General features: G+C 65.9%; 20 protein-coding genes. 13 read left to right on the top strand and 7 right to left on the bottom strand.

What is annotated here, in order from left to right; translation table 11 throughout:
* Positions 1 to 188: 188 nt before the first annotated feature.
* A complete protein-coding gene (locus D4Q52_RS20440; RefSeq protein WP_119858421.1) occupies positions 189 to 1,397 on the bottom strand; it encodes an ABC transporter substrate-binding protein in 1,209 nt (402 codons plus the stop codon).
* Positions 1,398 to 1,558: 161 nt separating this feature from the next.
* On the opposite strand from D4Q52_RS20440, the gene D4Q52_RS20445 reads away from it, so the two are divergent.
* From D4Q52_RS20445 to D4Q52_RS20485, 9 genes are all read left to right on the top strand, one after another.
* Positions 1,559 to 2,554 carry a hypothetical protein gene (locus D4Q52_RS20445; RefSeq protein ID WP_119858422.1) on the top strand — a complete coding sequence of 332 codons (996 nt, stop codon included), beginning with the start codon at positions 1,559 to 1,561 and terminating at the stop codon, positions 2,552 to 2,554.
* A 17-nt stretch (positions 2,555 to 2,571) separates the two neighbouring features.
* Positions 2,572 to 3,456 carry an MBL fold metallo-hydrolase gene (locus D4Q52_RS20450; RefSeq protein WP_119858423.1) on the top strand — a complete coding sequence of 295 codons (885 nt, stop codon included), beginning with the start codon at positions 2,572 to 2,574 and terminating at the stop codon, positions 3,454 to 3,456.
* A complete protein-coding gene (locus D4Q52_RS20455) occupies positions 3,456 to 4,919 on the top strand; it encodes an amidohydrolase family protein (RefSeq protein WP_119858424.1) in 1,464 nt (487 codons plus the stop codon). The genes D4Q52_RS20450 and D4Q52_RS20455 overlap by 1 nt, the downstream gene beginning before the upstream one ends.
* Positions 4,920 to 5,045: 126 nt before the next feature.
* Positions 5,046 to 6,716, top strand: a complete 1,671-nt coding sequence (locus D4Q52_RS20460; RefSeq protein ID WP_119858425.1) for an amidohydrolase — start codon at positions 5,046 to 5,048, stop codon at positions 6,714 to 6,716.
* 33 nt (positions 6,717 to 6,749) lie between these two features.
* Positions 6,750 to 7,961: an amino acid ABC transporter substrate-binding protein gene (locus D4Q52_RS20465; protein ID WP_119858426.1), complete on the top strand. Its 1,212-nt coding sequence runs from the start codon at positions 6,750 to 6,752 to the stop codon at positions 7,959 to 7,961.
* A gap of 71 nt (positions 7,962 to 8,032) precedes the next feature.
* Positions 8,033 to 8,896, top strand: a complete 864-nt coding sequence (locus D4Q52_RS20470; protein WP_119858427.1) for a branched-chain amino acid ABC transporter permease — start codon at positions 8,033 to 8,035, stop codon at positions 8,894 to 8,896.
* Entirely contained in the window at positions 8,896 to 9,831 is a 936-nt protein-coding gene (locus D4Q52_RS20475; protein WP_119858428.1) for a branched-chain amino acid ABC transporter permease, read from the top strand. Before D4Q52_RS20470 ends, D4Q52_RS20475 begins: the two co-directional genes overlap by 1 nt.
* The gene (locus D4Q52_RS20480; protein WP_119858429.1) at positions 9,828 to 10,580 is read left to right on the top strand and encodes an ABC transporter ATP-binding protein; all 753 of its coding nucleotides are present in this window, start codon (positions 9,828 to 9,830) and stop codon (positions 10,578 to 10,580) included. The genes D4Q52_RS20475 and D4Q52_RS20480 overlap by 4 nt, the downstream gene beginning before the upstream one ends.
* Entirely contained in the window at positions 10,573 to 11,292 is a 720-nt protein-coding gene (locus tag D4Q52_RS20485; RefSeq protein ID WP_119858430.1) for an ABC transporter ATP-binding protein, read from the top strand. Before D4Q52_RS20480 ends, D4Q52_RS20485 begins: the two co-directional genes overlap by 8 nt.
* Positions 11,293 to 11,573: 281 nt before the next feature.
* On the opposite strand, the gene D4Q52_RS20490 is transcribed toward D4Q52_RS20485, so the two are convergent.
* The 5 genes from D4Q52_RS20490 to D4Q52_RS20510 all read right to left on the bottom strand — a co-directional run bounded on the left by D4Q52_RS20490 (position 11,574) and on the right by D4Q52_RS20510 (position 15,872).
* Positions 11,574 to 11,978: a RidA family protein gene (locus D4Q52_RS20490; RefSeq protein WP_119858431.1), complete on the bottom strand. Its 405-nt coding sequence runs from the start codon at positions 11,976 to 11,978 to the stop codon at positions 11,574 to 11,576.
* Between the two features lie 196 nt (positions 11,979 to 12,174).
* Complete coding sequence (locus D4Q52_RS20495; RefSeq protein ID WP_119858432.1) at positions 12,175 to 12,705, bottom strand: 3-hydroxyanthranilate 3,4-dioxygenase; 531 nt, start codon at positions 12,703 to 12,705, stop codon at positions 12,175 to 12,177.
* A 91-nt stretch (positions 12,706 to 12,796) separates the two neighbouring features.
* Positions 12,797 to 13,564: an HpcH/HpaI aldolase family protein gene (locus D4Q52_RS20500; RefSeq protein ID WP_119858495.1), complete on the bottom strand. Its 768-nt coding sequence runs from the start codon at positions 13,562 to 13,564 to the stop codon at positions 12,797 to 12,799.
* A 5-nt stretch (positions 13,565 to 13,569) separates the two neighbouring features.
* The gene (gene hpaH / locus D4Q52_RS20505) at positions 13,570 to 14,352 is read right to left on the bottom strand and encodes a 2-oxo-hept-4-ene-1,7-dioate hydratase (RefSeq protein WP_119858433.1); all 783 of its coding nucleotides are present in this window, start codon (positions 14,350 to 14,352) and stop codon (positions 13,570 to 13,572) included.
* 29 nt (positions 14,353 to 14,381) lie between these two features.
* Positions 14,382 to 15,872 carry a 2-hydroxymuconic semialdehyde dehydrogenase gene (locus tag D4Q52_RS20510; protein WP_119858434.1) on the bottom strand — a complete coding sequence of 497 codons (1,491 nt, stop codon included), beginning with the start codon at positions 15,870 to 15,872 and terminating at the stop codon, positions 14,382 to 14,384.
* Between the two features lie 132 nt (positions 15,873 to 16,004).
* On the opposite strand from D4Q52_RS20510, the gene D4Q52_RS20515 reads away from it, so the two are divergent.
* From D4Q52_RS20515 to D4Q52_RS20530, 4 genes are read left to right on the top strand one after another with little or no spacing between them, the layout of a single operon-like run.
* Positions 16,005 to 17,726 carry an amidohydrolase gene (locus tag D4Q52_RS20515; RefSeq protein WP_182915384.1) on the top strand — a complete coding sequence of 574 codons (1,722 nt, stop codon included), beginning with the start codon at positions 16,005 to 16,007 and terminating at the stop codon, positions 17,724 to 17,726.
* Positions 17,727 to 17,735: 9 nt separating this feature from the next.
* The gene (locus D4Q52_RS20520) at positions 17,736 to 18,590 is read left to right on the top strand and encodes an N-acyl homoserine lactonase family protein (RefSeq protein ID WP_119858436.1); all 855 of its coding nucleotides are present in this window, start codon (positions 17,736 to 17,738) and stop codon (positions 18,588 to 18,590) included.
* A gap of 2 nt (positions 18,591 to 18,592) precedes the next feature.
* Complete coding sequence (locus tag D4Q52_RS20525; protein ID WP_182915385.1) at positions 18,593 to 19,243, top strand: DUF1989 domain-containing protein; 651 nt, start codon at positions 18,593 to 18,595, stop codon at positions 19,241 to 19,243.
* A gap of 3 nt (positions 19,244 to 19,246) precedes the next feature.
* On the top strand, positions 19,247 to 19,897 hold the full coding sequence (locus D4Q52_RS20530) for a hypothetical protein (protein WP_119858438.1): 651 nt from the start codon (positions 19,247 to 19,249) through the stop codon (positions 19,895 to 19,897).
* A 303-nt stretch (positions 19,898 to 20,200) separates the two neighbouring features.
* Here D4Q52_RS20530 and D4Q52_RS20535 read toward each other — a convergent pair whose 3' ends face one another.
* Positions 20,201 to 21,355 (bottom strand): ABC transporter substrate-binding protein, encoded by a 1,155-nt coding sequence (locus tag D4Q52_RS20535; protein WP_182915386.1) that lies wholly within the window; start codon positions 21,353 to 21,355, stop codon positions 20,201 to 20,203.
* Positions 21,356 to 21,427 lie beyond the last annotated feature (72 nt).

Here is a 21,427-nt window from a genome sequence, read left to right on the forward strand (position 1 = left end):
GTATACATGACCGCACCCCGATTCATTTGCCGAAACACCAAAATGCTCTTGCCGAGAGGGGGCCGTCCATACATGACGGTGGGTGGGGCCAACGAAAACCGCGGCCACCACTGTCCCGCCCCAACCCCGTCATTCCGGGGCGCTCGCTCTTGCGAGCGAACCCGGAATCCCGAAATTGTGGCAAAGAACTACTTCACCAGCGGGCATCCGCCGTCGGTGATGGGACGGAAGGCCTTGTCGGCGGGGATGGTTTGGACCAGCTTGTAGTAGTCGTACTTGCCCTTGGATTCCTCGGGCTTCTTGACCTCGAACACGAACATCGTATGCACCGCGCGGCCGTCTTTGCGCACCGTCACCGGGCCGAACAGCGGATCGTCGATCTCCGCGGACTGCAGCTGCTGCACCACCTTGTCGCCCTCGATGGTCTGTGCCGCCTCGACCGCGCGCAGATAAGCCAGCGTCGCCGAATAGCTGGCGGCGTGGTTGATGGTCGGCACCCGGCCGCCCATCCGTTCGGCGAAGCGCTTGGAGAATGCGCGGGTGCGATCGTCGAGGTCCCAATAGAACGGCTCGCTCAGCAGCAGCCCCTGCGCCGCCTTCAGGCCGAGCGCGTCGATGTCGGCGACCTGCATAAACAGCGCCGCCAGCGTCTTGCCGCCGCCGAGGATGTTGAACTCGGAGACCTGCTTGATGGCATTGATGGCGTCGGCGCCGGTGTCGCCGAGCGCGATCACGTCGGCGCCCGAGGCCTGCGCCTGCAGCAGATACGAGCTGAAGTCGCTGGTGCCGAGCGGGTGCGACACCGAGCCAAGCACCTTGCCGCCCTGCTTCTCCACCGCTTCCGTGGTGTCGCGCTGCAACGCCTTGCCGAGCGCGTAGTCGAAGCTGACGAAGTACCACGACTTGCCGCCGCGCTCGGTGATGGCGCGGCCCATGGCGTTGCCGAGCGCCCAGGTGTCGAGCGCCCACTGCACCGTGGTTGGCTGGCAGAACTTGCCGGTGAGGTCCGAGGTCGCCGATCCCGACGCCATCATTGTTCGGTTCTTGTCTTTCATCACCGTGTTGACGGCGAGCGCGACGCCGGAATTCGGCAGATCGACCACCGCCGCGACGTTGTCCTGCTCAACCCAGCGCCGTGCGATCGCGGCGCCGATATCCGGCTTGTTCTGGTGATCGGCGAACACGATCTCAGCCTTCAGCCCTTTCGACTCCTTGGCGAAGTCTTCGGCTGCCATCTGCGCGGCGATGAACGAGCCCTTGCCGGCCTGATCGGCAAACGGACCGGAGAAGTCGCTCAGTACGCCGATCTTGACCAGGTTGCCGGGGATCTCGGCGTGCGCGGCGGTGCAGGCCAGCACCACGGTCGAGAGCAGAACGGCGAGCGTCGTCGGTCTCATGTCTGGCATTCCTGATCTGACACGATTTTCGGAATTGTCGTGAATTTATTTTACGTTCAAGATTGTATGACGCTATTTGCAATGTCAAACGTTCTACGGCATGACAGAGCGGGTCGCAGAGTTGGAACAAGCACCGCGCCCGAACTGAGGACCGTCTTCGGATGTTCTGTCTGTGCTGCAGCCCGGCGCCGTCCGGCTTCAAGGCCGAGGGTCTGGCCCCGCCGGTGATGGATATCGCCAACGCGATGCGGCGCCGCGCCGGCTACGACCGGCGCAAGACCTATTCGGCCGCGCCCGCGAGCCACCCCGAGCGCACCGACCTCGTCATTCGCAACGTGCGAGCCGTGACGCTCGATCCGCATCTTGGCGAGATCGCCGCCACCGACATCCACATCCGCGACGGCGAGATCGTGCATCTCGGCCGCCTGGCCGCAACGGCACCAGACGAGATCGACGGCAGCGGCCTCACCGCACTGCCCGGCCTGATCGCCGCGCATCGGCATCCATGGACCGAAACGGTCGGCGTCGCCGCGATAACGGACGCGCGCGATCTCTATCGCGTGCTGCGGCTTGCTCTGCTCGAGCAGATGGCGGCCGGCGTCACCAGCATCCATCATTGCGCCGTCGATATCGCAGGCGCGCACGCGGAGACTGCGCTGCTGGCGCTGATCGATTCCGGCCTGCGCGGCCTGTTCAGCGCGCCGCCGTCGCTGGCGGAACGCGCGCTCCGCGAATTGCAGGCGACGTGGTTCACGGCGCCGCAAGAGCATCTGGTCGAACTCGGCTTCGCTGCGGCAGCCGGCGCGGTGCCCGAGTTTCCAGAATTCGCCATGTTGGCGGCCACTGGTGAGCACAGCGCGGAGGCGGAGCCGCCGTCATCTCCTGGGCACGATGCCGCGGCGCTCGGCATGGAGCCGTGGATCGGCTCGCTGTCCCCCGGCAAGCGTGCCGACCTGATCCTGATCCGCGGCCATCAGCCCTGGCGCGAGCGCGGCAACGAACCAATCAGCGCCGATGAGGTCGACATGGTGTGCATCGACAGCCGCGTGCGCAAGCGCAATGGCGTGCTGCTCGACCCGAATGAAGGGCTGATCCGCCGCGAAGGCGTCGAGACAATCGGCCGTCTGCGCCAGCGCGCCGCCCCTTCCCTGAACTGATCGCGGAGTTGCAATCGATGCTGCACGTCGGAGACACCACGATCGTCGATATCGAGGAAAGCGTGCAGCCGAGCTTCGTGCCGCAGCATCTGCTGCCGGAATGCACGCAGGAGGCGATCGACGAACATCTGCCGTGGATGACGCCGCGCCATTATGACGTGGCGGCCGGCAAATTTCGGACCTCGGTGCGCTCCTATCTGGTGAAGACGCCGCGCCACACCGTGCTGATCGATTGCTGTGGCGGCAATCACAAGAACCGCCCGTATTTCCCGCGCTTCCACCAGCGCGATCACGATTGGCTGGCGCGTCTTTCCGCCGCCGGCGTCAGCCCCGAGCAAGTCGACTTCGTGATGTGCACGCATCTGCACGCCGACCACGTCGGCTGGAACACCGTGCTGGGCGACGGCCGCTGGCGGCCGACATTTCCCAACGCCAAATACATCGCGCATCGCGACGAGCTGGCGCGGTGGAACCCATCCAGCGCACAGCACGTCGCTTCGGCCCAGAATAAATTCACTTGGGAGGATTCGATCCTGCCCGTGATCCAAGCCGGGCAGTCGCTGGCGGTCGACGACGGCTACACGCTCGACGACACCTTCACCGTCGAACCGTCGCCCGGCCACACGCTGTCGCATGTCTCGATCCGGCTGCGCTCGAAAGATCAGCATGCGCTGTTTTCCGGCGACGTGATGCACGTGCCGCTGCAGATCTACTACCCGCGCTGGGGCACCAGCCTCGACGACGACCCGCAGCTCGGCGTGCGCACCCGGCTGGCGCTGCTCGAAAGCTGCGCAGAGCAGCGGACGCTGCTGCTGCCGACGCATTTCGTGCCCGGGACGGGCTGCACGATCGAGCGCCGCCGCGACGGCTTCGCGGTGAACTGGAACGAGGACAATCACTAATGCCGGCGCGCAGCGCGGACGTTGAGACGATCCGCACGCGGCGTCTGCTGCAGCAGCCAGGCTCGCCGCAGATCACGCGCAACGCCATCCTCAGCTTCGCGCACGGTGCGATCACCGCAATCGATGCCGAACCGGGCGGCAGCCCGACTGACTTTCCCGATACGCTGATCATGCCGGCGCTCGCCAACGCGCACGACCACGGCCGCGGCGACAAGACGACGGCTTACGGCGCCTTCGACGCTGCGGTGGAGGCATGGGTGCCGGCCACTTACACGCTGCCGCGGCTCGATCCGTATCTGGTCGCTGCGCTGGCGTTCGCGCGGATGGCCAAAGCCGGCATCACCTCGGTGGTACATTGCCATTTATCGTCCGACCCGGCGACGCTCCGCGCGGCCGCGGCCGATGTCGCCCGGGCCGCGCGCGATGTCGGTGTGCGCGTCGGTTTCGTGGTGCCGCTGCGCGATCGCCACCGGCTCGGCTACGGGCCGGACGACGCGATCCTGGCCCACATGCCCGCAGACGATGTCGAGGTGATCAGGGCGCGATGGCTGCGGCCGATCCCCGCCATCAGCGAGCAATTAGCTACGGTCGAGGACATCGCGCGCGCCTGCGAAAGCGATGGTTTCTCCGTGCAATACGGCCCAGTCGGGATGGAATGGTGCAGCGATGCGTTGCTGGCCGAGGTCGCACGCGAAGCCGACGCTTCGGGCCGCCGCATTCACATGCATCTGCTCGAGAGCAAGTATCAGCGACGTTGGGCCGACCGCGAATATCCGGAAGGCCCGGTGCGGCGGCTCGAGACGCTCGGCCTGTTGTCCGACCGGCTGACGCTGGCGCACGGCGTCTGGCTGCGGCCCGACGAAGCCGGCATGCTCGGCCGCGCCGGTGCCACCGTGTCGGTCAATCCCAGCTCGAACCTGCGGCTGAAGTCGGGCGTCGCATCGCTGGAGATGATGAAAGCTGCAGGGCTGCGCTTTGCCATCGGCCTCGATTCCCTCGGGCTCGACGACGACGACGATATGCTGCGCGAACTGCGGCTGTCCGCGCTGCTCAACGGCAGCGTCGGCTTCGACGCTCCCATTGGCCGGACGGATGTGCTGGATGCCGGCTGCCGCAACGGCGCCTGTGCGGTCTGCGGCGAGCGGGGAGCCGGACAGCTCGCTGCAGGCGCGCCAGCTGATTTTATCGTGCTCGACTACGCGGCGCTCGCTTTCGACATTCCGGAATCTCTCGACGATCCTTTCACCACGCTGTTCGCCCGCGCCCGCGCCTCGCATATCGCCGCGGTCTATGCGGGCGGCCGGCAGATCGTGCGCGACGGCCGGGTGCTTGGACTCGATGAGACAGCGCAGCAACAGGCGCTTTTCACTCAGCTCGACACAGCGGCCGGCGAGATTGCTGCGCTGCGGCCGCTGCTCACCCGCTTTCAACAGGGCCTGGCGCGCTACTACGCGCAAGGCTGACCGCGTAGCGCTCGCCGTTTCATCACCCGGCGACCAACATATGCGCAGCAATATATTACGCGCTATTTGACAACACATGTTATGCTACATAAAATTCTGACATATTTATAATGAAGGGAGGCCGGGGTGCAGACAGCCGACACGATCCTGATGGGCAACGTCCTGGTGCTCGACCGCCCCGGCAGCACCGCCGAGGCGATCGCCATCGCGGACGGCAAGATCCTGCAGACCGGCAGCCGCGATGCCATGGCCGCGTTGCGCGGTCCTTCGACCTGGGTCCACGACTTCAAGACCAGCACGCTGATCCCCGGCTTCAACGACAGCCACGCGCATTCCGACAGTCTGGGACTGAAGACCATCCGCTCGACGCTGGAGGACGCGCGGTCGATCGCCGACGTCCAGCAGCGCATCCGCGAGATCGCGTCCGGCAAGAAGCCGGGCGAATGGATCGTGACCATGCCGATCGGCGAGCCGCCGTTCTATTGGAATGCCGACAGCTTCCTGTCCGACGGGCGGCTGCCGACCCGGCACGATCTCGACGAGGCGGCCCCCGACAATCCAGTGTGCATCGCAAGCCCCAGCGGCTATTGGGGCGAGCCGCCGTGCTTCACGGTGCTGAACAGCCTGGCGCTGAAGCTCAACGGCATCGATCGCGCGACCAAGCCCAAGGTCGACGGCGTCGAGATCCTCCACGACCATGCCGGCGAGCCGACCGGGATCATCGTCGAACGCAACTACACGCGGATGGCGGAGCCGGACCTACTGCCGGCAGTGCCGCGCTTCACGCCGGAAGATCGCGTCGAGGGCCTGCGGCGGTCGCTGGCGATGTATCACGACAAGGGCACCACCAGCGTCTACGAAGGTCACGGCTGCGCGCCCGACGTGATCAGCGCCTTCCGCCAATTGCACGAGACCGGTGAACTGACGCTGCGCAGCGGCCTCGTCGTCAGCCCCGCCTGGGTCGGCACCAGCGAGGCGGAATACGCGATGCGGCACTGGCTGCCGTGGGCGCGTGGCCGCGGCCTCGGCGACGACATGCTGCGGATTTCCGGCGTGTTCGTCGGCTACGGCGGCAATCCGCAATTCAAGGATCTTTTGAAGAAGGACATCGGCGACCTTGGCTGGGGCGGCGGCCTCGCCAGCGTCAATTCGCCGTCCGACTTCGAAGAGCTGTGCATGCTCGCCGGCAAGTACAATCTCCGCTTGCACACGCTGGCCTCCGACAAGCTGCACGAAGTCGTGCCGATCCTCGAACGCGTCGCCCAGCATTATCCGATCGGCCAGCGGCGCTGGGTCGTCGAACACATCAGCAAGGCGTCGCCGCGCGACATCGCGTCCCTGAAGGCCATGGGCGTCGCGGTGACGCTGATCCCCGCCCATTATCTCTGGAAAGTCGGCCACACCTTCGCCAATCTGAGCGACGAGCAGCTCGACCTTCTGTCCCCGGCGCGCGAACTCGCCGAACTCGGCGTCCCGGTCTCCGCCGCGACCGACGCGGTGCCGAACGATCCGTTGTTCTGCATGTGGGTGATGCTGGCGCGGCAGGACCGTCGCAGCGGCAAGATCATGGGCCCGCGCGGCGTGCTCGACAGCGACACCGCGCTGCGCATGCTCACCGTCAACGGCTCGTATCTGACCTTCGAGGAAGATCGCAAGGGCCCGCTTCTCCCCGGATACTACGCCGATATCGCCGTGCTGTCGGGCAACCCGCTCTCGGCATCCCCCGAAGGCCTGCTCGATATCCGCTGTCAGGCGACGATGGTCGGCGGCCGCTGGGTCCATGGCGACCCCGCCTAATTCAATCACACCCGTTCAAGCTCGGAGGATCTGATGTCACGCATCACGACTGTCGGCGGCGCTGTCGCCGTCGCGCTATTCTGCCTCGCCGGTGCCTCCGCGGAGGTTCATGCCGAGGACAAGGTCCTCAAGATCGGCGCTCCTCTGCCGCTGACCGGCGGCCTTGCGCCCGAAGGCCTGCGCATGAAGGCAGGCTACGATCTGTGGGCGAAGACGCAGAACGAGGCCGGCGGCGTCAAGGCCGGGCCGGACAGCTACAAGGTCGAGATCGTCTATTCCGACTATCAGTCGGCCACGCCGCGCGCGGTGCAATCGGCCGAGCTGATGATCACCGAAAACAAGGTCGACGCCATCTTCGCGCCGTTCGGCTCGGGCGCCACCAAGGCGGTCAGCGCCATCACCGAGAAATACGGCGTGCCGATGATTGCCGCGCAGGCGGCGTCGGCGCAGGTCTACGATCAGGGCTTCAAATATCTGTTCGGCATGTACACGCCGAACAATTCGGTCACCGAGCCGCTGATCAACCTGCTCGCCGCCAAGAACCCCGCGGTCAAGCGCATCGCGGTGCTCGCCCGCAACGATCTGTTCCCGCTGGCGATCGCCGAGGAGCTGCAGAAATACGCCAAGGAGAAGGGCTTTGAGATCGTCTCCGATCAGAAATTCCCGGTCGGCACCGTGGACTTCAGCTCGGCGCTGACGCAGATCCGCTCCAGCCGCCCCGACCTGTTCTACGTCACCGGCTACGTCAACGACATGATCCTGATCCGCAAGCAGATGCAGGAGCTTGGCGTCAGGCCGCAGCTCACCGCGATGCTGGTGGGGCCGACGACGCCGGAATTCCTCTCCGGCACCGGCAAACTCGCCGAGAATGTGGTCACCGCCGCGTGGTGGGACGTCGCCGCCAAGTTCAAGGGCGAAGACGTGTTCGGCACCGCCGAGCACTTCGCCGAGATGTTCCGCGCCGCCAACAACAATCACCACCCCGACTACTCGGTGGCGGCAGCCGCCGCCTGCGGCGTCGTGCTGGCGATCGCGACGCAGAACGCCGGCACGGTCGAGAAGTCCAAGGTGCGCGACGCGCTGGCGTCGATGGACGCGCAGACCTTCTACGGCCGCGTCAAATTCGGCCCGACCGGCCAAATCACCTCGCTGAAGCCGCCGACCATGCAGATCCAGGGCGGCAAGCCGGTGGTCGTCGATCCGCCGGAGATCGCCCAAGCCGACATCCGCTTCGAGAAGAAGTGACGCGCGCGTCGCTCTGCAAGCGCCGCACCGTGCCGAGCCGCCCCCACCCGCTCCTACAGGCGTAAACCCTGATGATATTCTTCCAGTACTTGGTCAACGGACTGATCCTCGGCGGTCTCTACGCCTGTATCGCGGCGGGGTTCTCGCTGGTGTGGGGTGTGCTCAACATCATCAACCTGCTGCACGGCTCGTTCATCGTGCTCGGCTTCTACATCGCGTATTTCTCCTACACCGCGCTGGGCATCCACCCGTTCCTGTCGGTGGTGTCCACCGCCGTGATTCTCGGCGCGCTCGGCTACGTCACGCAGCTTCTGATCATCAACCGCGTCGTCACCCGCCCGGTGCTGGTGACGCTGATCCTGACCTTCGGTCTGGAACTGATGATGAACAATGCGATGCTGACGTCGTTCACCGCCGACTATCGCAAGATCATCCTGGACAGTTCGCTCGGCGTCGCCGAGATCGCCGATATCTTCATTCCGCTCGACCGCGCCGCCTCGGCGGTGATCGCGTTCCTGCTGATCTTCCTGCTGTGGCTGACGCTGCGGCTCACCTCGGTCGGCCGCGCCATCGTCGCGGTGCGGTTCGATCGCGAGGCCGCGCTGCTGATGGGGATCGATGTCAACCGCACCTATGCCATCACCTTTGCGCTGGGCGGCGCGCTCGCCGGCGCCGCAGGCGCGCTGATCAGCGCCTCGTTCCCGGTGGCGCCGCTGTCGGGGCCGCTGTTCCTCAGCAAGGCGTTCGTGATCTGCGTGCTCGGCGGCGTCGGCAGCGTGCCCGGCGCCGCGGTCGGCGGGCTGATCTTCGGCCTGCTGGAAAGCTTCGGCGCGGTGCTGTTCGGTCCCGAATACGCGCTGACGCTGGCGTTCATCGTGCTCATCATCCTGTTGCTGGCGCGTCCGCACGGCATCCTCGGCGTCAGGGGTTACTGATGAAAAAGTATCACTATCTGATCATGGCGATCGTGGCCGCGCTGGTGCTGGCCATGCCGCTGCTCGGCAACAACTACCTGCTGCGCATGGCGACCAGCGCCATGATGTACGCCACGCTGACGATGGCGTGGAACTTCGTCGGCGGTTTCGCCGGCTATCCGCTGTTTGGCATCGCGGCGTTCTTCGGCCTCGGCGCCTATTCGGCGGGCGTGATCCAGTCGAGCGGCATTCCGGCGCCGATCGCCTGGTGCTTCGCCGTGGTGATCGGCGCGGCGTTCGCCTATGCGCTCGGCCACGTGCTGCTGCGGTTGCGCGGCCACGCCTTTGCGATCGCCACGCTGGTGATCGCCGAGGTGCTGCGCGAGCTGACCAACGGCTGGACCTGGCTGACCGGCGGCGGCATGGGGCTCAATCTGCCGTTCTTCGGCTGGTCGCCGGCCGCGCTGGCGACGTTCTTCTTCTACGCGATGTTCATCCTGGTCGCGGCGACCTTCGCCACCACCTACGTGATCGCGCACAACCGTCTCGGCTTCGCGCTGAATTGCATCCGCCAGAACGAGGACGCCGCCAACATCGTCGGCGTCGACACCACCCGCTACAAGATCATCGCCTTCACGCTGGCCGGCGCCTATGCGGCGGCGGCCGGCGGCATCTACGCGTCGTGGACCGGCTACATCGAGCCGAGCGACGTGTACGACGTGCTGTTCTCGATCAAGCCGATCCTGATGGCGCTGCTCGGCGGCATGGGCACCGTGTTCGGCCCGATCATCGGTGCGGTGGCGTTCCTGGTGCTCGACGAAATCGTCTGGCGCAACTTCCTGCAACTGCACACCGGCGTGCTCGGCCTGCTGATCGTGGTGCTGATCCTGTTCCTGCCCGCCGGCTTGTCCTCGATCGGCGTGCCCAGCTTCCGGCGCAAGGTGGCGACCCCATGACTGCTCTTCTCGAACTGAAGAACGTCAGCCGTTCGTTCGGCGGCGTTCGCGCCATCCGCAACGTCTCGCTGACGCTCGAGCCAGGCCAGATCGTCGGACTGATCGGACCGAACGGCGCCGGCAAGAGCACATTGGTGAACATCATCACCGGCGTGCACCCGGCGAGCTCGGGCGAGATCCTGCACAAGGGCGAGCCGATCCAGCGGCTCAAGCCGTTTCAGATTTCGGCCCGCGGCATCGCCCGGACGTTCCAGGTGGTGCAACCGTTCCCGGCGATGACGGTGGCCGAGAACGTGATGGCCGGCGCGATGTTCGCCGCCGGCATCCAGTCGATGGACGATGCCCGCAAAGTCGCGCTGGAGCATCTCGCCTTCTGCGGCCTCGCCGACTTCGCCGACCGGCCCGCCGAACAATTGACGCTGGCCTATCGCAAGCGGCTCGAGCTCGCCAAGAGTCTCGCGATGAACCCGCACATCCTGATGCTGGACGAAGTCAACGCCGGCCTCAACTCCGCCGAGGTCGAGCAGGCGCTCGGCCTGATCCGCGCCATCGCGGCGCGGGGCATTTCGATCGTCATCATCGAACATCTGCTCAAGGTGGTGACCGGGCTGTGCAGCCGCATCATCGTTCTGCATCACGGCGAACTGATCGCCGACGATCCCGCTGCGGATGTGATCCGCGATCCCCGTGTCATCGAAGCCTATCTCGGCTCGCGCTTCGCCGAACGTCAAATGGTGCGTCATGACTAAGCCGCTGCTCAGCGTCAGCAATCTCGTCGCCGGCTATGGAGACATCCAGATCCTGTGGGGCATGGATCTCGAGGTCGGCGAAGGCGAAGCCGTGTGCCTGGTCGGCTCCAACGGTGCCGGCAAGAGCACGCTGCTGCGCACGCTGTCCGGCCTGCTGCGCGCCCGCTCCGGCCGCGTCGAATTTCGCGGCGAGGACATCACCAATCTGCCGCCCAAGCAGATCCTGTCGCGCGGCATCGTCCATGTGCCGGAAGGGCGACGGCTGTTCGGTCCGATGAACGTCGTCGACAATCTGTTGACCGGCGCTTATCTGCGCAGCGACAAGGCGCAGATCAAGCGCGACCTCGACCACATGCTGACGCTGTTTCCGATTCTGGCGGAGCGCCGCCACCAGGCGACTGTGACGCTGTCGGGCGGCGAGCAGCAGATGTGCGCGATCGCCCGCGGCATCATGAGCGCGCCAAAGCTGCTCATGATCGACGAATTATCGCTCGGCCTCGCCCCCAAGGTGGTCGACAGCCTCGGCGCCGCGCTGCGCCAGATCATGCACGACGGGCTGTCGCTGCTGTTGGTCGAACAGGACGTCGCCACAGCGTTCGAACTCACCAGCCGCGGCGTCGTCGTCGACTCCGGCAAGGTCCGCATCAGCGGCCCGACCGCCGACCTCGCCGTCAACCCGATGGTGCAGCAGGCCTATATGGGGCTGGCGTAACACGCTCATCGTCATTGCGAGCGCAGCGAAGCAATCCAGCCCAGTGCACGGCGCTGGATTGCTTCGTCGCTTCGCTCCTCGCAATGACGGAGATTTCCGGCTTTGCTGTGCACCTCGTCATGCCCGGGCTTGTCCCGGGCATCCACGCCTTGCGAAGTCCGTCGCGAGAACAGGCGTGGATGGCCGGGACAAGTCCGGCCATGACGAAATTCTGGTGTGTTAAATAAGAAAGGGAGCGCCGCGGAGGGCGCTCCCTTCTAATTCGCGAGCTGCTTGTCGCCTCAGTCGAACATCGCCACGCAGTCGATCTCGACGTTGACGCCCTTGCGGTGCGGCGTGCCGCCGACGCAGGTGCGGGTGACGCGGTCGTTTTCGAAATACGTCCGGAACACTTCGTTGAAGCGCGGGAAGTCGGCGACGTCGCGCAGAATCACCCGCATGTTGACGACGTTGGCGAGCGTCGCGCCGCCGGCGTCGAGCACGCTGAGGAGATTGTCCAGCGTGCGCCGGGTCTGCACCTCGATGTCGCCTTCGACCACGGTCTTGGTCGCCGGATCGAGCGGCCCCTGCCCCGATACGAACAGCATGTTGCCGAACCGGATCGCCTGCGCGATCGGCGGCGGCTTCTGCAGATCGGTGAAGCCGGTGGTCGGCGCATTGGCCGAGGTGACAAACGTCTTGGGCATGGGGGGCTCCTGGGAGATGGCCGCGGAACGCGGGCGGACGCGTCGCGACTAATGAATGACTTCACCACATCCGTCATGGCCGGGCTTGTCCCGGCCATCCACGCCTTTTGTGCTTTTCCGTCAGCAAGGCGTGGATGCCCGGCACAAGGCCGGGCATGACGGTGCTATGCCGAAGTGTTCGAGTGAAGCAGCACTGTTACGCCTTCGGCGCCTCGGCCAGTGCGTTCGGCATGACGTTGCCGCACTTTTTGCAGGTGCGCGCGTCTTCGTCCTCGAAGAAATTGCGGTAGGCTTGCGACACTGGGTCGGCGCGATAGTCGCTGACGACGAAGGTCTCTTCGTGCAGGAAGTGGTCGCACTTCGGGCAGAACCACTGAAACCGGTCGATCTCGCCTTCGTGGCGCTGGCGTTCGACGATCAGCGCGAAGGCGTCCGGCGGGAAGCGCGGCGAATGCGGCACGCCCGGCGGCATCCAGTTGGTCGAGCCTTCCGGGATCACCGCGATCTCTTCCTTGCCCTCGGGCGTTCGGTAATGCAGGTTCATCGTGCCCTTGATCATGTAGGTCACTTCGTCGCTGCCGTTGATGTGGAATTCGCTGCGATACTCGCGGCCGCGGGCGACGAAGGCGAGCGAGCCCGGCTCCTGCCACAGCACCTTGACGCGCTTGCCGCTGTCGGCGAGCTCCTTGGCGATATCCTGAAGTTCAATGACGGGAAGCTGTTTCATCACCCTCTCCTGTTCGTCGGCCCGGCGTCCGGGCTGATTGATCGACACCGCCGCTGCTGAGCTGACGCTAGCATTCGGCGGCGCCCGGCCGTCATGCTTTGCGAAATGCTGCGGCGAGCGCGTCCGCATGCCTCGCCAGCAGGCCGATATCGGTGCCGACCGCGACGAAGCGATAGCCCCATTCGATGTAGCGCCGCGCGTCGGCTTCGACCCCGGTGAGGATGCCGCCGGCCTTGCCGGAGGCGGCGAGCCGCCGGCCGGCTTTCTCGATCACGCGCTGCACGTCCGGATGCAGCGGATTGCCGATATGGCCCATCGACGCACTGAGATCCGACGGGCCGACGAACACGCCGTCGACGCCGTCGACCGCGGCGATCTCGTCGATGCGGTCGATCGCGGCTTCGGTCTCGGTTTGCACCAGCACGCAGACCTGCTGATCGGCTTCCTTCAGATAGTTGGTCGCGCGGCCGAACCGGCTGGCGCGGCCGCCGGCGGTGATGCCGCGGATGCCGGCCGGCGGATAGCGGCACGCCGCCACGGCGCGCTTGGCTTCCTCGGCGTTCTGCACGAACGGGATTAGCAGCGTCTGCGCGCCGATGTCGAGCAGCCGCTTGATGATCACCGGATCGTTCCAGGCTGGCCGCACCACCACCTGCGCCGTGCCGGTGGCGAACGCCTGCAGCTGCGCCAGCACATTCGGCGGTTCGTTGGGCGCGTGCTCGGTGTCGAGCAGCACCCAGTCGAAGCCGCTGTCGCCGATGATCTCGGCCGCGATGGTGCTGCACAGGCTCGACCACAGGCCGATCTGCAATTCACCGGCGAGCAGCCGGCGCTTGAACGCGTTCTGCGGCGTCTGCATCGCCATCACACGAACTGCACCGCGACGGCGCCGAGCGGTCCGAAATCGGCGTGCAGCGTGTCGCCCTTGTCGGCCCACACCGGCCGGGTAAACGAGCCCGACAGCATGATGTGCCCGGGCTCGAGCACGGTGCCGAAGCGGCCGACCTTGTTGGCGAGCCAGGCGATGCCCATCGCCGGATTGCCGAGCACACCGGCGGCAAGGCCGGTCTCCTCGATCTCCGAGTTGCGATAGAAGATCGCGCCGACCCAGCGCAGGTCGAGGTCCATCGGCTTGATCGGCCGGCCGCCGAGCACGATGCCGGCCGCGGCGCCGTTGTCGGCGACGGTGTCGAAGATCTTGCGCGGGTTCTGCACGCGCGCGTCGATAATCTCGATCGCCGGCACGACGTATTCGGTGGCGCGCAGCACGTCGAGCAGGCCGATGCCCGGCCCCTTCAGCGGCTTGCCGAGCACGAAGGCGAGTTCGGGCTCGACGCGCGGCACGCAGTAATTGGCGTGCGGCACCTTGGCGCCGTCCGCCAGCATCATGTCGTCGAGCAGATGGCCGTAGTCGGGCTCGTCGATCTGCGACGATTGCTGCATCGCCTTGGAGGTCAGCCCGACCTTGTGGCCGATCACGGTGCGGCCCTCGGCGACCTTGCGGCGCGTCACTTCGCTCTGGATCGCGTAGGAATCCTCGATCTCGATGTCGGGGAACGTCTTGGACAGCTGCAGCGCCGGTTTGCGGGTGCGCTCGGCTTCGAGCAGGATGTCGGCGGCCTTGGCGCGCTGGTCGTCGGTGAGCATGCGATTTCCTCTCCGGGATCGTTTCTTGATCAGAGCTTGATACAGACGTTGCGGAGCTCTGTGTAGAACTCCATCGAGTGCACGCCGCCTTCGCGGCCGATGCCGGACTGCTTGGAGCCGCCGAACGGCGTCCGCAGGTCGCGCAGGAACCACGAATTCACCCAGGTGATGCCGACGTCGATCTGCGCCGCGACGCGGTGCGCCCGCGTCAAATTCTCGGTCCAGATCGCGGTGGCGAGGCCGTAAGGGCTGTCATTGGCGAGCGCGATCGCCTCGTCCTCGCTGTCGAACGGCGCGATGTGGCAGCACGGACCGAATATCTCCTCGCGGATCACCGCCGAGCTTTCCGGCAGGCCGGTCCAGATCGTCGGCTGCACGAACGAGCCGCCGCTGAACGCCCCGTCTAGCTCCGGCACGCCGCCGCCGAGCACGATACGGGCGCCCTCGCTCTTCGCCTTGTCGTAGTAGGACAGCACCTTGCGGCGATGCTCCTGGCTGATCAGCGGACCGATCGTCGTCGCCTTGTCGAACGGATCGCCGAACTTGAGTTGGCTCGCGGCAGACGCCAGCCGCTCGACGAAGGCGTCGAAGATCGGCCGCTCGACATAGACCCGCTCGGTGCCAAGGCAGACTTGGCCGCAATTGGCGAACACCGAGCGCATCGTGCCTTCGATCGCCTTGTCGAAATCGCAATCGGCGAACACCACCGCGGCGTTCTTGCCGCCGAGTTCGAACGACACAGGGCGGACGTGATCGGCCGCGGTCTTCATGATCGCGGTGCCGGTCGCGGTCTCGCCGGTGAAGGTGATGCCGTCGACGCCGGGATGACGGGTAAGGAATTCGCCGGCGCTGCCGGGGCCGAAGCCATGCACGACATTGTAGACGCCCGGCGGGATGCCGGCCTCGTTCATCACTTCACCGAGCAGCGTCGCGGTGGTCGGCGTCTCCTCGGACGGCTTCACCACCACGGTGTTGCCGCAGGCTAGCGCCGGCGCCACCTTCCAGGTCATCAGCAGCAGCGGCAGATTCCACGGGCACACCACGGCGATGACGCCGCGCGGCACGCGGATCGCGTAGTTCAGCGCGCCCTTGCCGTCCGGCGTCGCCATCCGGAACGTCTCGGTCGACAGCGTCAGAATCTGATCGGCGAACACGTTGAAATTGGCGGCGCCGCGCGGAATGTCGATATGCGACGCCAGCGAGGCCGGCTTGCCGGTGTCGCGGACTTCGGCCGCGAGAAACTCGTCGAACCGGCGCATGATGCCGTCGGCGACCTTGCGCAGCAGCGCCGCGCGCTCCTGCTCACTGGTCTTGCCCCACGGGCCTTTCAACGCCTGCCGCGCCGCAGCCACCGCCTGATCGACCGCCGCAGCGTCGGCTTCGGCGACCAGATTGACCAGCTCGCCATTGATCGGGTTGCGATTCTCGAATGTCGGGCCGGTCGGCGCGACGAAGCGCCCGCCAATGAAGTTCGACAGCAGCGGCGTAGCGGTCGCGGATTGGGTCAGTGCCTGAGTCATGTTTCCCCGGGATTACGACGTTTCCCGGGTTATAGCCAAAGAGCTTTATAAAATCTATTGATTTCATGACGAACGCCAAGCTTTAATAAACCAACGCGCAGCCCGATGCGCCGAGTTCAAGGTGGGCCCTTCATGACCGCTCCGGACAAGATCCTTCATCACGGCCGCATCTACACGGTGGACGCACACGACTCGGTGGCCGAGGCGATTGCGATCCGCGGCGACACGATCGTCGCGGTCGGCACCTCGCGCGACTTGTTGGCGCTGGCTGCTCCGGAGACTCGCATGATCGATCTCGGCGGCCGCGCCGTTGTGCCCGGTTTCGTCGACGGCCATCCGCACATGGACGGCGTCGGCCTGCGCTTTCTCAAACCCTCGTTCGATGGCGCCCGCTCGATCGACGACGTGCTCGCGGTGATCCGCGCCGAGGTGGCCAAGCGCAAACCCGGCGAGTGGATCATCTGCAATCCGCTGGCGAGCGAGCCCGAGGTCTTCGCCTTCCCGGCCGCGCTGCGCGACGGCCGCTGGCCGGACCGGCACGACCTCGACAAGGCGGCACCGAATAATCCCGTCTATATCGAGCCGCCGATGCTGATCGCCCCGGGCGTCGCGATCGCCGACAGCGCCGCGATCCGCATCGCGGGCATCACCGGCAACACCGAGACCCCGGCAGGGATCGAAATCGACAAGGACGACGACGGCGTCCCGACCGGGATCTTCCGGGACTACAACTTTCCGAAGCTGATGCCGGACACCTACGGCACAATCCGCGGTCCGCGCGCGCTGTTTCCAATGATCCCGCCGATGGATCAGTCCGACATGAATGCCGCGGTCGAAACCGGCATGCGCACCTTCAACCGCGCCGGCGTCACGGCGATCTACGAGGGCCACGGCATTCCGCGGCCGCAGCAACTGGCCTACGCCGATCTGTGGCAGCGGCAGCAGCTGACGGTGCGGACTTACTTCGTTATCGCGTGGCCGATGCCGCTGTTCGCCGACCCGCAACGCGGCCAGCAGTTCGTCGACGAGACCGCGTTGTACGCCGCCGGCGACGGCTTCGGCGACGACCTGCTGCGGTTCGGCGGCCTCGGCTACTCGTTCGACAGTGCCACCGCGATTGGCGCCTGCCTGATGCGCGAGCCCTATATCGGCGCCCGCGGTCACGCCTGGCGCGGCGTCCAGCACACGCCGGACGACAAGTTTCTCGACGCGCTGTGGCGCGCCGCGCGTGCCAATCTACGCGTGCAGGTGCAGTGCGCCGGCGGCGGCGCGATCGACAAGGTGCTGGCGATGTTCGAGACCATCGACCGCGAGATCCCGATCGCCGGCAAGCGGTGGGTGATCGAGCACTGCCAATTCCCCTCCTCCGCCAATCTCGAGGTCTGCCGCCGGCTCGGCGTAGTCGCGACCACGACCGTCAACTTCCTGTGGAACTACGACAGCGTGTATCTGAAGTGCTTCGGCGAGGCGATGGCCGGCGACGCCGTGCCGCTGCGCGACTGGATCGACGGCGGCGTGATGGTTTCGCAATCGACCGATGGCCGGCCTTACGATCCGATCTTCACCTTCTGGGAAAGCCTCGCCCGCAAAGGCGGCGTCACCGGTCACGTGTTCGGGTTGCCGCGGCAGAAGATAACCCGCAACGAAGCGCTGCGGCTGGCGACCTACAACGCCGCCTACGCGGCTTTCTGGGAGCATCGCATCGGCTCGATCGAGCCCGGCAAGCTCGCCGACCTCGCGATCCTGTCCGACGACATCATGACGATGGATGAGGACCGCATCCCGGAGGCGCGCGTGGTCGCAACACTGCTCGGCGGCAGTGTGGTCCACGACACCGGCCTGTTCGACGCATAAGGACGCGGCATGACCGACTGGAGTATCTGGACGTTTCAATTCGCCGAAGGCCGGCTGCCGCTCGACTTCGTGCGCGGCACGCCGGTCGCCAGCAATCAGGGCACCACCGCGGTGCCGATGATCTTCTCGCTGCTGCAATCGGCGCAAGGTGAGCGCGTGCTGGTCGACACCGGCTTTGCCTCCGGCGCGTCGATGACCGGCCCCGGCTTCAAGGACTTCGTGCGTAGCGACGAGATCCTGGCGCGGCACGGCATCGCGCCGGACGCGATCGATACGCTGGTGCTGACGCATCTGCATTTCGACCACGCCGGCAATCTCGACGCCTTCCCCAACGCGACGATCTATGTGCAGCGCTACGAATACGAGAGCTGGAAGCGGATCATCACCCGCTATGGCGAGGGCGGCGTGCGCAAGGACCGCTGGGTGTTCTCCTCGCTCGACGCCGATAATTTTCGCGCGCTCGACGCGGCGATCGAGGCCGGGCGCGTCCAGCTGCTCGACGGCGACTACGACTTGCGCGACGGCGTGACCTGCCGGCTGGCCAAGGACACCCACAGTTTCGGCATCCAGTGGCTCGAGGTCGCGACCTCGGCCGGCAATTACGCGCTCGCGGGCGATGTCTGCTACTCGTATTTCTGCGGAGAACGGATGTGGCCACCCGGCTATATGCAGGGCAATCCGTGGACCATGCTGGACGAGATCGAACGCATCAAGCGCGTCGCCGGTGACGATCTGGCACGGATGCTGCCGGGCCACGACATGGAGATTTTTAGCCGCTTCCCCTCCGGCATCTCGAACGGCGTCAAGGTCGCCGAGCTGCATCTCGCCGCCGGACACGACAGCCTGATCGGGCCCAAGCAATGACGATGCCGACACCCGACAAGATCGTCTACGACAGCATCCTGCCGCCGAAGACCGGCTGCCTCGCCTTCGTCGCGCCAGGCGAAACGCTGCGCATCACCGATCTCGCGGGGCAGCAGGTCGTCGACATGGCGGTGTTCAACCGCGCCAATCCGCGCGACAAGCTGTCGACCTCGTATTCGCGCACCCGCTACAAGCCGAAGCCCGGCGAGAAATTCGTGCCGCGCGACAAGCTGCTGCCCGGCGACGTGCTGCTGTCGACGATCTGCACGCCGCTGATGACGATCACCGCGGATCAGGCGGAGCGAGTCGGTGTCCACGACGTGCATCACCGCATGTGCAACCGCGAGCTCTACGCTTATTACGGCCACCCCGGCCGCCGCGGCTGCCACGAAGTGATCGCCGATCTGATGGCACCGTTCGGGCTGCTTCCCGAAGACATACCGGACACCATGGACCTGTTCATGAACTATCACCACGATTGCGCCAAGGGCCATTGGGTGATCGAGCCCGGCGTGACGCGCGCCGGCGACTACATCGAATTCGAGGCGATCGCCGACTGCATCGTCGCGCTGTCGAACTGCCCGATGGACGTGATCGTCCCGGTCAACGGCCCAACGCTCAGCCCGGTCCATGTCCAGGTATGGGAGCGCTGAGCGATGCGGCAGATGCTGATGCGTGAAGCAGCGCAGCCGCTGCGCGTCGCGGCGCCGGCGAGCGGCCCGCACGTGCTGCTGGTCCGGCTGCGTTCCGCCACGCCGCCGAGCGGCGCATCGCAAGCCGAGGATGGCGCCTGGGCCGACGGCCTGATGTCGGAAGGCTGGAGCGTGCTCGAGCTCGAGGGCGAAAGCGACGACGATGTGGCTGCGGCCGTCGGTGATGCGCTGGGGCAGCTCGACGATACGCCGTCGTCGGCTGAAGGCGGCCCGCAGCTGATCGTACTGGCAGACCACGGCCTCGCCTGCACCGCGGCGCGCGCGCTCATCGCGCTGGATCAGCACCGAGCGGCCACCGCCGCCTGCGGCCTGGCGACGATCGACGCGTTCGCGGAGCCCGGCTTCGCTTCCGTCGCCGAGCAGCTTGCGCAGCAGGCCGGCGTCGCGACGCTATGGGCCGTCAGCCGCGGCGCCCGCGACCTGCGCGTCGTAACGTTCACTCACCACGCGGCACGACAGGCCGGCAGCAAGGACTCGCATTTTCTCGTCCTGCCGGACTCATCGCGCGAACTCGCCGCCCTCGCCGCCGATCCCCAGTCCGCCTTCGGCCGCGAATTCCGCTGGCTGCTCGCCCCGGTGAACAGCCGCGGTTGATACTCCGATTGGTCCGCATGCACTGAGTGCTCACCAGAGTATCCCGGCCAATGGAGCGATCAAAATCAGGCACTTTCCTATCCACGCGTCATGCCCGGCCTTGTGCCGAGCATCCACGCCTTGCTGCCGGAAACGCCGAAAAGGCGTGGATGGCCGGGACAAGCCCGGCCATGACGAAGTTTGTTAGCAAATCCATCGGCCATGGTTCGAGAGGACGCTTCTCGCCTCCTCACCATGAGCTCGTGCGTGAAGCGCCGTCCGATTGACGAGGCGCCGAGCCTATCGACTCGGCGCCCCACGTCCTCAGTCCTTCACCGCCTGCCACTTGCCACCCTTGGCGATCAGCACCGTGGGCGGCAGGCGGGCGTCGCCGTCGGCGTTGAACGACAGCGGCCCGGTGATGCCCGGCAGATCCTTGACCTCGGTCAGGCAGGTCTTGATCTGCTCGCGGTTGCCGGCGAGATCGCCGGCGCCGGTGATGCCCTTGCTGTCGATGCAGTGCTTCATCAGCAGCACGCTGTCGTACATCAAGGCCGCCGTGTTGCCGGACGCGACCTTGGCGCGCTTCTGATACTCGGTCGCCCAGGCGTGCACCTTCGGATCCGGATCGTCCGGCCAGAACGGGTTGACCACGGTGGTGCCGTCGCCGGCCGGGCCCGCGATATCGAGGAAGCGCGTCTCCGACATGCCGAGCGCGCCGACGATCGGCTGCTTCAGCCCCTGCTTGCGGATCTCGCGCACGATGTTGCCGCCCTCGTTATAGAGGCCGGCGATCAGGATGCCATCGGGGTTGAGCGACTTCGCCTTGGTGACCTGCGCTGAGTAATCGATGTCGCCGGTCTGGAACGAGATGTTGTCGAGCACCTGGACGTCGCGCTTCTTCAGCTCGGCCGGAAACACGACCGTGCCGTCGACCTTGGTGAAGGCGTCCTTGACGTCGGTGAGGATCACGACCGATTTCACCGGATGGTGCTTCAGCCAGACGTCGAGCATGAAGCCGTTCATCTGGTCAGACGACAGTGCATTGCGGAACGCCCACGGCCGGTTCTTCGCGGCGATGCCGGGTTTGGCCGACGATGCAGTCACGATCGGCGTCTTGTTCTGCACGGCGATCGGGAACGCGACCTCGCATTCGGCGCTGAAGAACGGGCCGATGATCGCCGCGACCTTGTCGTTGGAGATCAGCTTGCGCGTCAGATTGATCGCCTCGGCATTCTCACCGCGCGTATCATACACCACGAGTTCGATCTTCCCGCCGGAGGCCTTCTGCAGCTCCTCCTGCGCCATCTTCATCGCGATGTCCTGGTGCTGGCCGTAGGACGCGCCCTTGCCGGACAGCGGCATCAGCACGCCGATCTTGACGTCGGCCAGCGCCGGCGCGGCGTAGCCGAGCATCAACGCGGCCGCCATCGCGGCCAGCCCGCCGGCGCGGACCTGCGCACCCTGTTTCCAACTCATCTTCAGACCTCCCCTATGCAACGCATATCGCGTCATTATTTTTGCGAAATTTATTATGACGTCAATGTTATA

Source organism: Rhodopseudomonas palustris (assembly GCF_003591005.1).
GTDB lineage: Bacteria > Pseudomonadota > Alphaproteobacteria > Rhizobiales > Xanthobacteraceae > Rhodopseudomonas > Rhodopseudomonas palustris_K.